Source organism: Streptomyces sp. NBC_00045, assembly GCF_045041095.1.
In the GTDB taxonomy this organism is placed as follows: domain Bacteria; phylum Actinomycetota; class Actinomycetes; order Streptomycetales; family Streptomycetaceae; genus Streptomyces.
Map to the genome: position 1 here is coordinate 151,672 of NZ_CP108272.1, position 15,671 is coordinate 167,342.

The 15,671-nt window shown below is 75.4% G+C and carries 1 protein-coding gene and 1 pseudogene; both read left to right on the forward strand.

Annotation, left to right across the window (positions count from 1 at the left end; translation table 11 throughout):
* Positions 1 to 14: 14 nt before the first annotated feature.
* Positions 15 to 10,679: pseudogene (locus tag OHA65_RS36710) on the forward strand (beta-ketoacyl synthase N-terminal-like domain-containing protein); the annotation flags it as partial.
* A gap of 57 nt (positions 10,680 to 10,736) precedes the next feature.
* Positions 10,737 to 15,626, forward strand: a complete 4,890-nt coding sequence (locus OHA65_RS36715; RefSeq protein WP_331736295.1) for a type I polyketide synthase — start codon at positions 10,737 to 10,739, stop codon at positions 15,624 to 15,626.
* Positions 15,627 to 15,671 lie beyond the last annotated feature (45 nt).

Consider the following 15,671-nt stretch of genomic DNA (forward strand, 5'->3'; position numbering starts at 1 on the left):
GCAACGAGGAGAAGCTTCTCGGGTATCTACGCCGGGCTACCACCGACTTGCGTGAAGCCCGCAAACGGCTCGCTGCCGCGGAGCGCAAGTCGTCCGGTGAGCCGATCGCGGTCGTGGGCATGGCCTGCCGCTACCCCGGCGGTGTCACCTCCCCGGACGAGCTGTGGCAGCTCGTGGCCGAGGGCCGCGACGGCGTCTCCGCGTTCCCCACGGACCGCGGCTGGAACACCGACGCCCTGTACGACCCCGAGCCGGGCAAGCCCGGACGGACCATCACGCGCGAGGGCGGCTTCCTCTACGACGCCGGCGACTTCGACGCGGGCCTGTTCGGGATCTCCCCGCGCGAGGCCCTGGCGCTCGACCCCCAGCAGCGGCTGCTGCTGGAGACCTCCTGGGAGGCCGTCGAGAACGCGGGCATCGCCCCGCACACCCTCCGCGGCACGAAGACCGGCGTCTTCGGCGGCGTGATGTACCACGACTACGCGCTGGGCACCGAAGCCGCGGCCACCACCGGCGGCAGCCTGGTCACCGGCCGCATCGCGTTCAGCCTGGGCCTGGAGGGCCCGGCCGTCACCATCGACACGGCCTGCTCCTCGTCCCTCGTCGCCCTGCACCTCGCCGCGCAGTCCCTGAACTCCGGCGAGTCCACGCTCGCCCTGGCCGGCGGCGTCACGGTGATGACCGAGCCGGACATGTTCCTCTACTTCAGCCACCAGCGCGGCATGGCCGCCGACGGCCGCTGCAAGCCGTTCGCCTCGGACGCCGACGGCACCGGCTGCTCCGAGGGCGTCGGCGTCCTCGTCCTGGAACGGCTCTCCGACGCCCGCCGCAACGGCCACCAGGTGCTGGCCGTCATCCGCGGCAGCGCCGTCAACCAGGACGGCGCCTCCAGCAGCATGACCGCCCCCAACGGGCCGTCCCAGCAGCGCGTGATCCGCAGCGCCCTGGAGAACGCCGGCCTGACCATCGCCGACGTCGACGCCGTGGAGGCCCACGGCACCGGCACCCGCCTCGGCGACCCGATCGAGGCGCAGGCACTGCTGGCCACCTACGGTCAGGACCGCGACGCGGACAAGCCGCTGTGGCTCGGCTCCCTGAAGTCCAACCTCGCCCACACGCAGGCCGCGGCCGGCGTCGGCGGCGTCATCAAGATGGTGCAGGCGCTGCGCCACGGCGTCCTGCCCAAGACCCTGTACGCCGAGGACCCGACCCCGCACGTCGACTGGACCGCGGGCAACGTCAAGCTGCTGACCGAGCCGGTCGCCTGGCCGGCGGGCGAGCGCCCGCGCCGCGCGGGCATCTCCTCCTTCGGCCTCAGCGGTACGAACGCCCACGTCATCGTCGAAGAGGCCCCGGCCGCCGACGTGGCCGAGCCCGAGGGCGAGATCCGCGAACTGCCGCTGGTCCCCGTCGCCCTGTCGGGCCGTTCGCCGAAGGCGCTGGCCGAACAGGCCGGACGGCTGCACGCGCACGTCACCGGGCACCCGGACACGTCCCTCACCGACCTCGGGTTCTCCGCGGCCACGACCCGCACGCCGCACGAGCACCGGGCCGTCGTCGTCGGCGCGGACCGCGAGGAGCTCCTCGCGGGACTGTCGGCACTGGCGGAAGGCACGGCGGCGGGTGCGGTGCAGGGCGTCGTGCGCGAGGGCCGCTCGGCCTTCCTGTTCACGGGTCAGGGTGCGCAGCGTTTGGGCATGGGTCGTGAACTGCATGCCGCGTTCCCGGTGTTCGCCGCCGCCCTCGATGCCGTGGTCGGGGCGTTGGACGGGCACCTGGACACCCCCCTCTACGAGGTGATGTGGGGTGAGGACGAGGCCCTGCTGAACAACACCGCGTTCACGCAGCCCGCCCTCTTCGCGATCGAGACGGCCCTGTTCCGGCTGGTGGAGTCGTGGGGTGTGCGTCCGGACTTCCTGGCCGGGCACTCCATCGGTGAGATCAGCGCAGCGCACGCCTCCGGGGTCCTCTCGCTGGAGGATGCGGCCCGTCTGGTCACGGCGCGCGGTCGTCTGATGCAGGCGCTGCCGGCGGGCGGCGCGATGGCGGCGATCGAGGCCACCGAGGAGGAAATCCTCCCGCACCTCACCGACTCCGTCGGCATCGCCGCGATCAACAGCCCGCGTTCGATCGTGGTTTCCGGCACCGAGGAGGCCGTCGAGGCGATCCGGGGCGCGTTCACGGAGCAGGGCCGCAAGACGACCCGGCTGCGGGTTTCGCACGCCTTCCACTCGCCGCTGATGGACCCGGTCCTCGCCGAGTTCCGGGCCGTCGCCGAGTCCGTGACCTACGTACCCGCCCGGATCCCGGTGGTCTCCGGCGTCCACGGCGAACTCAGCGAGGACTGGGGCACCCCGGAGTACTGGACCCGCCACCTGCGCGAAGCCGTCCGCTTCTCCGACACCGTCCAGCACCTGGCCGCGAAGGGCGTCCAGACGTTCCTGGAGCTCGGCCCCGACGCGATCCTGACCGCCCTCACCCGGAGCACCCTCGACGGCGACGACGCGGTCGTCGAGCCCGCCGTCCGCAAGAACCGCCCCGAGGCGCGCACCCTCCTGACGGCGCTGGCCCGCCTCCACACCACCGGCACCCCGATCGACTGGACGGCCTTCTACGCCGGGAGCGGCGCAGAGGCGGTCGCGCTGCCGACGTACGCCTTCCAGCGCGAGCGGTACTGGATGATCGCCGATCTCTCGGGCGGCGGCGACGCCTCCGCCTTCGGCCTCGCGCCCGCTGACCACCCGCTGCTCGGCGCGGTCATCGCCTCCCCCGACACGGACGGGGTGACCTTCACCGGCCGGCTCGCCGTCGACGCCCAGGCCTGGCTGGCCGACCACGACGTCCTCGGCGCCGTGCTCCTGCCCGGCACCGGGTTCGTCGAACTCGCCCTGTACGCGGGCGAGCAGGTCGGCCACACCACCCTGGAAGAGCTCATCCTCCAGGCCCCCCTCGTCCTGCCCGACCACGGCGGCGTCGCCCTCCAGGTCTCCGTCTCCGGCGCCGACGAGCTGGGCCGCCGGACCGTGCTCATCCACTCCCGGCCCCAGGACGCGCAGCCCGACACCCCCTGGCTGCTGCACGCCCAGGGCCTCCTCGGAACGGCGCCCGTCGCGTCCGGCGCTGACCTCACCGAGTGGCCGCCCGCCGGCGCCGCCGAGGTGCCCCTGGACGACGCGTACGAACTGCTCCAGGAGCGCGGCTACCACTACGGGCCGGTGTTCCAGGGCCTCCAGGCCGCCTGGCGGCAGGGCGACGCGGTCTTCGCCGAGGTCGAACTGCCCGAGCAGGCGCACGAGGACGCGGCCCGCTTCGGCGTCCACCCCGCGCTCCTGGACGCGGCCCTGCACGGCTCGCTCCTCGACGACGGCCCGGGCGGCGCCGCGGGCGACTCCAACGGCGCCTCCGGTGTGCTGCTGCCGTTCGCCTGGAAGGGCGTGCGCTTCCACGCCGTCGGGGCGACCCGGCTGCGGGTGCGGATCGCCCCCTCCGGCCCCGACGCCATCACCCTGGACGGCGCCGACGCGGAGGGCCTGCCCGTATTCTCCGTCGAGTCACTGGTCTCCCGGCCCGGTGCCGTGGCGGAGGCAGCCGGCGGGGCCGTCCCGGGCGGCGCGCTGTTCGCCGTCGAACTCCAGCCGCTCGCCGCTGCCGCCGCTGCCGCCCCGCTGACCTGGGGCCGGTGGGAGGCGGACGACCGCACCCGGCCCGCGCAGGACGTACTGGTCCTCGACGACACGGACGCCGACACGGACGCCGGCGCGGCCGACGGCACTTCCGAGGACACCGCCGCCCACGTGCACGCGGCCACCGCACGGGCCCTGGCCCGCGTACAGGAGTGGCTCGCGGACGAGCGGTTCGCCGACTCCCGCCTGCTCGTGGTCACCCGCGGCGCGGTCGCCGCGCCCGGCGAAGGCGTCACGGACCTGGCCGGTGCCGCGGTCCGCGGCCTGATGCGTTCGGCCCAGGCCGAGAACCCCGGCCGGATCGTCCTCGCCGACCTCGAACCCGGCGCCCCGGAGTCCACGCTGGATCCCGCCGTGATCCTGGCCGCGGCCGAGCCCGAGGTCGTCGTACGGGGCGGTGCGCTGTTCGCCCCGCGCCTGGTGCGCGCCACGGCCGCCGCCACCGCGGACGAAACGCTTCGCTTCGACGGCCCGGGCGCCGTCCTGCTCGCCGGAGGCACCGGCACCCTGGGGCACCTGGTGGCACGCCACCTCGTGACCGTGCACGGCGTGCGCGAACTGCTGCTGGTCAGCCGGCGCGGCCCCGAGGCCCCCGGCGCCGACGCCCTGCACGCCGAACTCACCGCCCTGGGCGCCGACGTCACCATCAGCGCCTGCGACCTCGCCGACCCCGCCGAGGCACGCGACCTGCTCGCCCGACACCGCGTCTCCGCGGTGATCCACCTCGCCGGTGTCCTCGGCGACGTCACCATCGGCTCGCTCACCCCCGAACTGCTCGCCGGGGCGCTGCGCCCCAAGGTCGACGCCGCGTGGAACCTCCACGAGCTGACCCGGGGCCGGGACCTGACCGCGTTCGTGCTGTTCTCCTCGGTCGCCGGCGTCCTCGGCAACCCGGGCCAGGGCAACTACGCCGCGGGCAACGCCTTCCTCGACGCCCTCGCCGCCCGGCGCCGCGCCGAGGGGCTTTCCGGCCAGTCGCTCGCCTGGGGCCTGTGGGCCACCGAGGGCGACGCCGGCTCCGTCAGCGGCGACGGCATGGCGGAGGAGCTGAACAACACCGACCTCCAGCGCATGCGGCGCTCCGGCATCGGCGCGCTGTCCGCCGCCGCCGGCCTCGCCCTGTTCCAAGCCGCCACCACGTCCGCCGATCCCGTCCTGCTGCCGCTCGCACTGGACCTCGCCGCCCTGCGCGCCGCCGACGACCTGCCCGCGCAGTTCTCCGCGCTGGTCCGCCGGCGCGCCCGCGCCGCGGCCCGGACCGGTGCCCGCAGCGCCACGCAGGGCCAGGTGCTCGCCGCGCTGCCGCAGAAGGAGCGCCGCCGCGCCCTCCTGGACCTCGTACGCGGCCAGGTCGCCTCGATCCTGGGGCACTCCTCCACGGCCGAGGTCGGTCCCGACCGCGCCTTCAACGAGCTGGGCTTCGACTCGCTGACCGCACTGGAACTGCGCAACCAGCTCACCACTGCGACCGGGCTGCGGCTGACCCCGACCCTCGTCTTCGACCACCCGAACGCCCAGGCGGTCGCCGACCACCTCGACACGCTGCTCGCCGGCTCCGCCGCCACCGCCACGCCCGCCACCGCCACCGCGGGCCCGGCGGCCGACGGCGACGACCCGATCGTGATCGTCGGCATGGCCTGCCGCTACCCGGGCGGCGTCCGTTCCCCCGAGGACCTGTGGAACCTCGTCGAGGACGAGGTCGACGCGATCACCGAGTTCCCCGTCAACCGCGGCTGGGACATCGACGGGCTGTACGACCCCGAGCCGGGCACCCCCGGCAAGGTGTACGTGCGCCACGGCGGCTTCCTGCACGACGCCGACGAGTTCGACCCGGCGTTCTTCGGCATGAGCCCGAACGACGCCCTGACCACGGACCCGCAGCACCGGCTGCTGCTGGAGGTCGCCTACGAGGCGCTGGAGCGCGCGGCGATCGACCAGGCCTCGCTGAAGGGCACGTCGACCGGCGTGTTCGCCGGGATCATGTACCACGACTACACGGGCAACAGTGCCGCCGGCTCGCTCGGTTCGGGCCGCGTCTCCTACACGTTCGGCCTCGAAGGCCCGTCCGTGACGGTGGACACCGCCTGCTCGTCCTCGCTGGTCGCCCTGCACCTCGCGGCGCAGGCCCTGCGGTCCGGCGAATGCCCGCTGGCCCTGGTCGGCGGCGTGACCGTGATGTCCTCCACGGAGACCTTCGTGGAGTTCTCCCGGCAGCGCGGCCTGTCCAAGGACGGCCGGTGCAAGTCGTTCTCCGCCGCCGCCGACGGCGCCGCATGGTCCGAGGGCGTCGGCGTCCTCGTGATCGAGCGCCTGTCGGACGCCCGCCGCAACGGGCACCGGGTCCTCGCGGTCCTGCGCGGCAGCGCCGTCAACCAGGACGGCGCGAGCAACGGCCTGATGGCGCCGAACGGCCCCTCCCAGCAGCGGGTCATCCGCCAGGCCCTCGCCAACGCGGGCCTGTCCACCGCCGACGTCGACCTCGTCGAGGCGCACGGCACGGGCACCACCCTCGGCGACCCGATCGAGGCCCAGGCGCTGCTCGCGACGTACGGGCAGGACCGCGGCGCCGCCGATCCGCTGTGGCTGGGGTCCATCAAGTCGAACATCGGGCACACCCAGGCCGCCGCGGGCGTCGCCGGAGTCATCAAGGTGGTGCAGGCCCTACAGACCGGCATCATGCCGAAGTCGCTGCACCTGGACGCTCCGTCGGCCCAGGTCGACTGGGAGGCGGGTGCCGTCCGCCTCCTCGACGAGGCCCGCAAGTGGCCCGAGTCGGACCGGCCGCGCCGGGCCGGCGTGTCCTCCTTCGGCATCAGCGGCACCAACGCGCACGTCATCCTGGAAGCCCCGGAGACGGCTGCCGCCCCGGCCGCCCCGGCTGCTTCCGTTGCGCCGGATGCCGCGGACGCGCCGGGGGCCGTGGCATCTGCCGGAGCCTCCGGTGGCGCCGGTGCCGCCGGTGGGACGCGGGTCGTGCCGTGGGTGTTGTCCGCGCGGGACGCGGAGGGCCTTGCGCGGCAGGCCGGGCGGCTGCTGGAGCACCTCGACGCGCTGCCCGCCGCCGAACCGCGCGACATCGGGTTCTCCCTGGCGACCACCCGGGCGCCCATGGAGCAGCGGGCCGCGCTGATCGCGACCGACCGCGAGCAGGCTCGCCAGGCGCTGGCCGCGCTCGCCTCCGGTGCCCCCGCCGCCGTGCCCGCCGTCCGGGCCGCCACCGGCGGACTGACCGCCTTCCTGTTCTCCGGCCAGGGCGCCCAGCGTCCCGGAATGGGACGTGAACTGCACGCCGCCTTCCCGGTGTTCGCCCAAGCCTTCGACGCTGCCGTCGCGGAGCTGGACCGGCACCTGGACCGGCCGCTGCGCGAGGTCGTCTGGGGTGAGGACGCCCAGGAGCTCAGCCGTACCGTCCACACCCAGGCCGGGCTGTTCGCCTTCGAGACCGCCCTGTTCCGGCTGCTGGAGTCATGGGGGGTCCGCCCGGACTTCCTCGCCGGGCACTCCATCGGCGAACTGGTCGCCGCCCACGTCTCGGGCGTGCTGTCCCTGGCCGATGCGGCGAAGCTGGTCGCCGCCCGGGGCCGGCTGATGCAGGCCCTGCCCGAGGGCGGAGCCATGCTGGCCGTCCAGGCCTCCGAGGACGAGGTGCTGCCGCTGCTGACCGACACGGTGAGCATCGGCGCGGTCAACGGCCCGCAGTCGGTGGTCGTCTCCGGCGCCGAGGACGCCGTCGGGGCGATCCGGGAGCACTTCGCGGCCCTGGGCCGCAAGACCTCCCGGCTGCGCGTCTCGCACGCCTTCCACTCGCCGCTGATGGACCCGATGCTCGCCGAGTTCAGCGCCGTCGCGGCCGGACTCTCCCCGGCAGGGCCCCTGATCCCGCTCGTCTCGAACGTGACCGGCCGCATCATGAGCGCCGAGGAGATCGCCGACCCGCAGTACTGGGTCCGCCACGTCCGCCAGGCCGTCCGCTTCGGCGACGGCGTGCGCGCCCTCGCCGACGCCGGAGCCACCGCCTTCGTCGAGGTCGGCCCCGACGCCGTCCTCGCCGGCCTCGGCCCCGCCTGCCTCACCGACACCACGGCCATCGGCGACACCGCCCCGGTGTTCCTGGCGCTGTCGCGGCGCGAACGCGACGAGGAGCACACCCTCGTGGCCGCCGTCGCGCAGGCCCACACCCACGGCGTCGATGTCGATTGGCCCGCCTTCTTCGCGGGCAGCGGCGCGCAGCGCATCGAGCTGCCGACGTACGCCTTCCGCCGCGACCGCTTCTGGGCGCTCGACGAGCGCCGCGGCGGGGACGCCGGCTCGCTCGGCCTCGACGCAGTGGACCACCCGCTGCTGAGCGCGGTCGTCCCCGCCCCCGGCACGGGCGGGGCGACCTTCACCGGCCGCCCCGCGCGCTCCGCCCAGCCCTGGCTGGAGGACCACGACCTGCTGGGCACGGTCGTCTTCCCGGCCACGGGCTTCGTCGAACTGGCCCTGCGCGCCGGAGCGGACTTCGGCTGCGACCGGCTGGCCGGCCTGACCCTGCACGCCCCGCTGCCGCTGCCCGAGCAGGGCGGCGTCCCCCTCCACGTGGTGGTGGGCGCCCCCGGCGAAGACGCGCTGCGCACGGTGAGCGTGTACTCCCGAGCCGAGGACGGCGAGGCCGCCGGGGACACCGCCTGGACCCTGCACGCCGAAGGCACCCTCGCCGACGGCGCCGCACAGCCTTTCGGCCCCGCCTCCGCCCCCGCCGACCTCTCGGCCTGGCCGCCCGCCGGCGCCGCGCCCGTCGCGGTCGCCGACGCGTACGAGCGGCTCCTCGCCGGCGGGTACGGGTACGGCCCCGTCTTCCAGGGCCTGTCCGCGGCCTGGCGGCGCGGCGACGAGCTGTTCGCCGAGATCGCGCTGCCCGCCGACGCGGGCTCCGGCGAGGCCGCGGCCGACCGGTTCACCGTCCACCCCGCCCTGCTCGACGCGGCCCTGCACCTCGACCGGCTCGAAGGGCTCGACCGGCTCGACACCGGGGCTCCGGCCCCGCGGGCCACCGCCTCCTGGACCGACCTCCAGGTGCACCGGACGGGCGCCGGAGCCCTCCGCGTCCGCATCAGCCGCGACGCCCAGGGCACGCTCGCCCTCGAAGCGGCCGACGCAGAGGGCCGTCCCGTCCTGTCGGCGGCCGCGGTCACCCAGCGGACCGTCTCGGCGGACGAACTGCGCACCGGCGAACAGCCCGGCGCCCTGTACCGGCTGACCTGGGGCCAAGCCCCCGCCGGCGCCGGCCCGGCGCAGGACGCGTCCGTCCTGTTCGAGTGCCCCGTACCCGAGGGGGCCGCCGACACCGACGCGGCCGCCCGGGCCCGTGCCGTGGCCGCGGCGACCTTGACCCGGCTGACGCAGTGGCTCGACGAGGAGCAGGCCGCACCCCTGACCGTCGTCACCCGCGGCGCCGTCGCGGTCCGCGACGACGAGAGCGCCGACCTCGCCCAGGCCCCGGTCTGGGGTCTGGTGCGGGCCGCACAGAGCGAGCAGCCCAGCCGGTTCGTGCTGGCCGACCTCGACGACACCGAGGCGTCCCGGCAGGCGCTGCCCGGGGCCCTCGGCGCCGGACTGACCGAGTTCGCGATCCGGGCCGGCACCGTCCTCGTACCGCGGCTCGCCAAGGCCGCCGCCCCGCAGGGGGACCGGCCGCAGCTGGCCGGCACGGTCCTGGTGACCGGCGCCGCGTCCGCCGCCGGTGCGGTCGTGGCACGCCGGCTGGTGACCGAGTACGGCGCCACCCGCCTGCTGCTCGTCCGTGCGCCGGCCGCCACCGGCACGGACCCGCACGGTGCGGACGGCCCCGCCGCTCTCGCCGCCGAGTTCGCCGGCCTCCCGGTGACCGTCGACACCGCCGACTGCGATCCCGCCGACCGCTCCGCGCTCTCCGCGCTGCTGGCCGCCGTTCCCGCCGAGCACCCGCTCGTCGCGGTGGTGCACGTTGATGCCCCGGCCGGGGGAGCCGTCATCGACGCCGGGGCGGCACGCGCGCTGGACGAGGCCCTGCGGTGCACCGCCGACGCGGCGTGGAACCTGCACGAGCTCACCCGCGACGACCGTCCCGCGGCGTTCCTGCTGCTGTCCTCCTCCGCCGGGCTGATGCACGGCGCCGGACAGGGTGCGCGGGCCGCCGCGGCCACCTTCCTCAGCGCGCTCGCCCGGCACCGCCACGGCCTCGGACTGGCCGCGACGGCCTTGGCGTTCGGGCCGTGGGAGGCCGCCGCCGAACCCGCCGAACAGCAGGGCCTGCTGGCTTCGCTCGGCCTGCCCGCCCTCGGCGCCGACCGCGGACTGACGCTGCTCGACGAGGCGCTGCGCACCGGCGAGGCCGACCTGACCGCCCTCGACCTCGACCGGGGAACGCTGCGCTCGGCCACCGGCCGCGTACCGGCCGTCCTGTCCGGCTTCGTACGGACCCCCGCCGGCCGGCAGGGCCGCGGCGGCACCGACGAGGCCGACCAGTTGCGGCGGCGGCTGACCGGACTGGACCCGCAGGAGCGGGAGCGGGTGTTCCTGGAGGTGGTGCGCTCGCACGTCGCCGGGCTGCTCGGCCACGCGTCGGCCGACGCCGTGGCCGCCGACCAGTCCTTCCAGGAGCTCGGCTTCGACTCGCTGGCCGTCGTCGAACTGCGCAGCCGCCTGGGCACGGCCACCGGTCTCGCCCTCCCGGCGAGCCTGGCCTTCGACTTCCCGACGTCGCGGGCCGTCGCCGGCTACCTGGCCGCCGCCGTGCAGGGCGACGAGAACGACGGGACGCAGGCCCTGACCGAGCTCCTGGACCAGCTGGACGCGGCCCTCGCGGCCGTCGCCCGGGACGCCGCCGAACCCGCCCGGATCACCGCACGGCTCGAAGCGGTACTGCGCCGCTGGCAGGACACCCGCACCACCGAACCGACCGACCCGGAGCAGGACTTCGAGGCGGTCACCGACGACGAACTGTTCGAGGCACTGGACCGGGAACTCGGGCTCTGACCCCGCGAGACCTCGACCGCCGCGATCCACAGTTGGCTTCAGATTGGTTGACTTCAGATGCCTGACCAGGACAAACTCCGCGACTATCTCAAGCGCGCCACCGCCGACCTGCAGAGTGCCAAGCGGCGCCTGCGGGAGGCCGAGGCCCGCGAGCACGAGCCGATCGCGATCGTCGGGATGAGCTGCCGCTACCCCGGCGGGATCGGTTCCCCCGAGGACCTGTGGGACCTGGTGGCCTCGGGCGGCGACGGGATCACCGGCTTCCCCCTCAACCGCGGCTGGGACGTCGACGGGCTGTACGACCCGGAGCCGGGCACGCCCGGGAAGTCGTACGCCCGCGAAGGCGGCTTCCTGCACGACGCCGACCGGTTCGACGCCGACTTCTTCAAGATCAGCCCCAAGGAGGCGCGGGAGACCGATCCCCAGCAGCGCCTCCTGCTGGAGACCTCCTGGGAGGCGCTGGAGCGCGCCACCATCGACCCGCTCTCGCTGCGCGGCAGCCGCACCGGCGTCTACGCCGGCGTCGTCTACCACGACTACCCCTCCGACGGTGGGATCGGCGGCCTCGGCAGCATCGCCTCCGGCCGCATCTCCTACACCCTCGGCCTGGAGGGCCCCGCGGTCACCGTGGACACGGCCTGCTCCTCCTCGCTGGTCGCCCTCCACTGGGCGGTCAAGGCCCTGCGCGCCGGCGAGTGCGGCCTGGCGCTGGCCGGCGGCGTGACCGTGATGGCGACGCCCACCTCCTTCGTCGGCTTCAGCCAGGAGCGGGGCCTCGCCCCCAACGGCCGCTGCAAGTCCTTCGCCGCGGCAGCCGACGGCACCGGCTGGGGCGAAGGCGCCGGCATGCTCGTCGTCGAACGGCTCTCCGACGCCCGCCGCAACGGCCACCCGGTGCTCGCCGTCATCCGCGGCTCCGCCATCAACCAGGACGGCGCCTCCAATGGCATCACCGCCCCCAACGGCCCGTCCCAGCAGCGGCTGATCGAGCAGACCCTGGCCGGCGCGCAGCTGACCGCCGACCAGGTCGACGCGGTCGAGGCGCACGGCACGGGCACCACCCTCGGCGACCCGATCGAGGCGCAGGCGCTGCTCGCCACGTACGGCAAGGGCCGCCCCGCGGACCGGCCGCTGTGGCTGGGCTCGATCAAGTCGAACATCGGGCACGCGCAGGCCGCCGCCGGCGTCGGCGGCATCATCAAGATGGTCGAGGCGATCCGCCACGGCGTCCTGCCCAAGACCCTGCACGTCGACGAGCCGACCCCCAAGGTCGACTGGTCGGCCGGCAACATCAGGCTGCTCACCGAGGCCGTCGCCTGGCCCGACCACGGGGAGCCGCGGCGCGCCGCCGTCTCCGCGTTCGGCCTGAGCGGCACCAACGCGCACGTCATCATCGAGGCCGCGCCCGCCGAGGACGCCCCGGCCGCCGATGCCACCGCGCCGGACACCGCCCCCGACGCCTCGGTCCCGGCGCTGCTGCCGCTGTCGGCGAAGACCGCGGACGCCCTGCGCGCCCAGGCGGCCAACCTGCTGGACCACCTGGCCGCCGACGACACCGCCGGGGACGGGGCGCCCGTACGGGACCTCGGCTTCTCGCTGGCCACCACCCGCGCCGCGCTGGAGCACCGCGCCGTCCTGCTCGCCGCCGACCGCGACGAGCTCGTACGGGGCCTGTCGGCCCTCGCCGAGGGCGACACCCCGGCCGACGCCGCCCGCGCCGTCGCCGAACCCGACGTCCGCACCGCCTTCCTCTTCTCCGGCCAGGGTGCCCAGCGCCTGGGCATGGGCCGTGAACTGCACGCCGCCTTCCCCGCGTTCGCGGAGGCCCTCGACGAGGCGGCCGCCGCCCTCGACGCGCACCTCGACACCCCGCTGAAGGACGTGATGTGGGGTGACGACGAGGAGCTGCTGAGCAGCACCGCCTATGCCCAGCCCGCGCTGTTCGCCGTCGAGACCGCCCTGTTCCGGCTCGTCCGGTCCTGGGGCCTGCGCCCGGACCTGCTGGCCGGCCACTCCATCGGCGAGATCACCGCGGCCCACGTCGCCGGCGTCCTCGACCTCGCCGACGCCGCCCGCCTCGTCACCGCACGCGGCCGCCTGATGCAGGCCCTGCCCGCCGGCGGCGCCATGGCCGCGATCCAGGCCACCGAGGAGGAGGTCCGCCCCCACCTCACCGAGCGCGTCGGCATCGCCGCGATCAACGGGCCCCGCTCGGTGGTCGTCTCCGGCGAGCAGGACACCGTCCGCGCCATCGCCGCCCACTTCGGGCACGAGGGCCGCAAGACCAAGGAACTGCGGGTCTCGCACGCCTTCCACTCCCCGCTCATGGACCCGATGCTGGAGGACTTCCGCCAGGTCGCGCAGAGCGTGACCTGGAACGAAGCCCGCATCCCGGTCGTGTCGAACCTGACCGGCCGGCCGGCCGGGCCCGGCGAGCTCCAGAGCGCCGACTACTGGGTCCGCCACGTCCGCGAGGCCGTCCGCTTCTCCGACGCCCTGCGCACCCTCGAAGCCGACGGCGCCCGCATCCTCCTCGAACTGGGCCCGGACGCCGCGCTCACCCCGATGGCCGCCGACTCGCTCACGGCCGACACCGGCGCGGGCGCCGTCGCCGTGGTACCCGCCCTGCGCCGCGGCCGCGACGAGGCGCGCACCCTCCTGGCCGCCGTCGCCCAGGTCTTCGCCCGCGGCGCCGCCGTGGACTGGACCGCCCTGTTCGGCGGCCCGGCCCGCCGACTGGCGCTGCCCACCTACCCGTTCCAGCACCGCAGCTTCTGGGCCGACACCGTCCCGGCCACCCCCGGCCTGCTCGCCGCGGGCACCGGCGCCGGCGCGGCCGACCCGGCCGACACCGCCTTCTGGGACGCCGTCGAGCACGCCGACGTCGACACGCTCGCCGGCCGGCTGGAGATCGCCGCCGACCCCCTGCACGAGGTGCTGCCCGCCCTCTCGAAGTGGCGCCGCCGCCACCACGACGCGTACACCCTCGACTCCTGGCGCTACCGCGTCGTGTGGCAGCCCGCCCCCGACGCCCTGCCCGCCGCCGCCCTGACCGGCACCTGGATCGTCGCCGTGAGCCCGCAGGACGCCGCCGACCCCCGGGTCGTCGCCGTGCTCGCCGCCCTCGCCGACGCCGGTGCCGCCCCCGAGACCGTCGAGGTCGACGGCCAGGACCGCGCCGCGCTCACCGAGGCGCTGCGCGGCCGCACCGCCGCCGGAGTGCTGTCGCTGCTCTCCCTCGACGAGCGGCCGTACCCCGAACACCCGGTGCTTTCCCGGGGCCTGGCCGCCACCATCACCCTGGTACAGGCCCACGGCGACGCCGGCCTCGCCGCCCCCCTGTGGCTCGCCACCTCCGAAGCGGCGGCCGTGGCCGGCTCCCACGAGGTGACCGCCGTCGCCCAGACCCCCCTGTGGGGCCTCGCCGGATCCCTCGCCCTCGACCTCCCGCAAACCTGGGGCGGCATCGTCGACCTGCCCGCCGCCGTCGACGCCGGCAGCGCCCGGCAGCTGTGCTCCCTGCTGACCGGCACCTCCGGAGAGGACGCCGTCGCGATCCGGCCGCAGGGCGTCTTCGTACGCCGCCTCGTGCGCGCCCCCCTCGCCGGCCAGGAGCCCCGCCGGACCTGGCAGCCGCACGGCACCGTCCTCATCACGGGCGGCACCGGCGGCCTCGGCGCCCACGTGGCCCGTACGTTCGCCGCCGAGGGCGCCGGGCACCTGCTGCTCACCAGCCGCCGCGGCAGCGCCGCCGCCGGCACCGACGAGCTCGTCGCCGAACTGACCGGCCTCGGCGCCCGCGTGACGATCGAGGCCTGCGACGTCACCGACCGGGCCTCCCTGTCCCGCGTCCTGGACTCCGTACCCGAGGACCAGCCGCTCACCGCCGTCATCCACGCGGCCGGCGCCATGCAGCGCATCGCCCCGCTCGCCGACCTCTCCCTCGAAGAGTTCGCAGAGGTCGGCCACGCCAAGGTCACCGGAGCCGTCCTCCTCGACGAACTCCTCGCCGACCGCCCGCTGGACGCGTTCGTCCTCTTCTCCTCCGGCGCCGCCGTATGGGGCAGCGCCGGCCAGAGCGCCTACGCCGCGGCCAACGCCCACCTCGACGGCCTCGCCCACCGGCGCCGCGCCCAGGGCCGCACGGTGACCTCCGTCGCCTGGAGCTCGTGGGACGGCGGCATGGTCGACGCCGAACTCGGCGCGATGATGCGCCGGATCGGCGCGCCCGCCATGCGGCCCTCCATCGCGGTCGGCGCCCTGCGCCAGGTCATCGAGCACGAGGAGAGCCACCTGGTGGTCGCCGAGTTCGACTGGGAGCGCTTCGTCCCCACGTACACGCTGGCCCGGCCCCGCCCGCTCCTGGACGCCCTGCCCGAGGTGCGCGACATCCTCGCCGGCGCCGCCGATCCGGCGGCCGCGGGCGGCGGATCCGCGCTGGTGGCCTCGCTGGCCGGCAAGCCGGAGGCGGAGCAGACCCGCGCCCTGCTCGACCTGGTCCGCGGCAAGGTCGCCGCCCTGCTCGGCTACGACTCCCCGGCGGAACTCGAACCGACCCGCGCCTTCGAGGACCTCGGCTTCGACTCCGTCGCCGCCGTGGAACTGCGCTCGCGCCTGAGCGAGGCGACCGGCGCGAACCTCCCGAGCACGATGGTGTTCGACTACGCGACGCCCGCCGCACTGGCCGCGTTCCTGCGCACCGAGCTGTTCCAGGACGGCGACGGAGGCCCGGCCGACGTGCTCACCGAGCTGGACCGCTTCGAGGAGCTCGCCACCTCCCTCGACATCGAAGAGATCCGCTCCAGCCGGATCACCTCGCGGCTGCAAGCCCTGGTCGGCAGGCTCACCGACCTCCAGGGAACCGGCGAGATGGTTCGCGACCAGCTCGAATCCGCTTCGGCGGACGACGTCTTCGCCTTCATCGACAGAGAACTCGGCCTGGCCTGACCGAGCCCCCGAGCACGTTGCCGACACATTCATCAAAAGGACTCG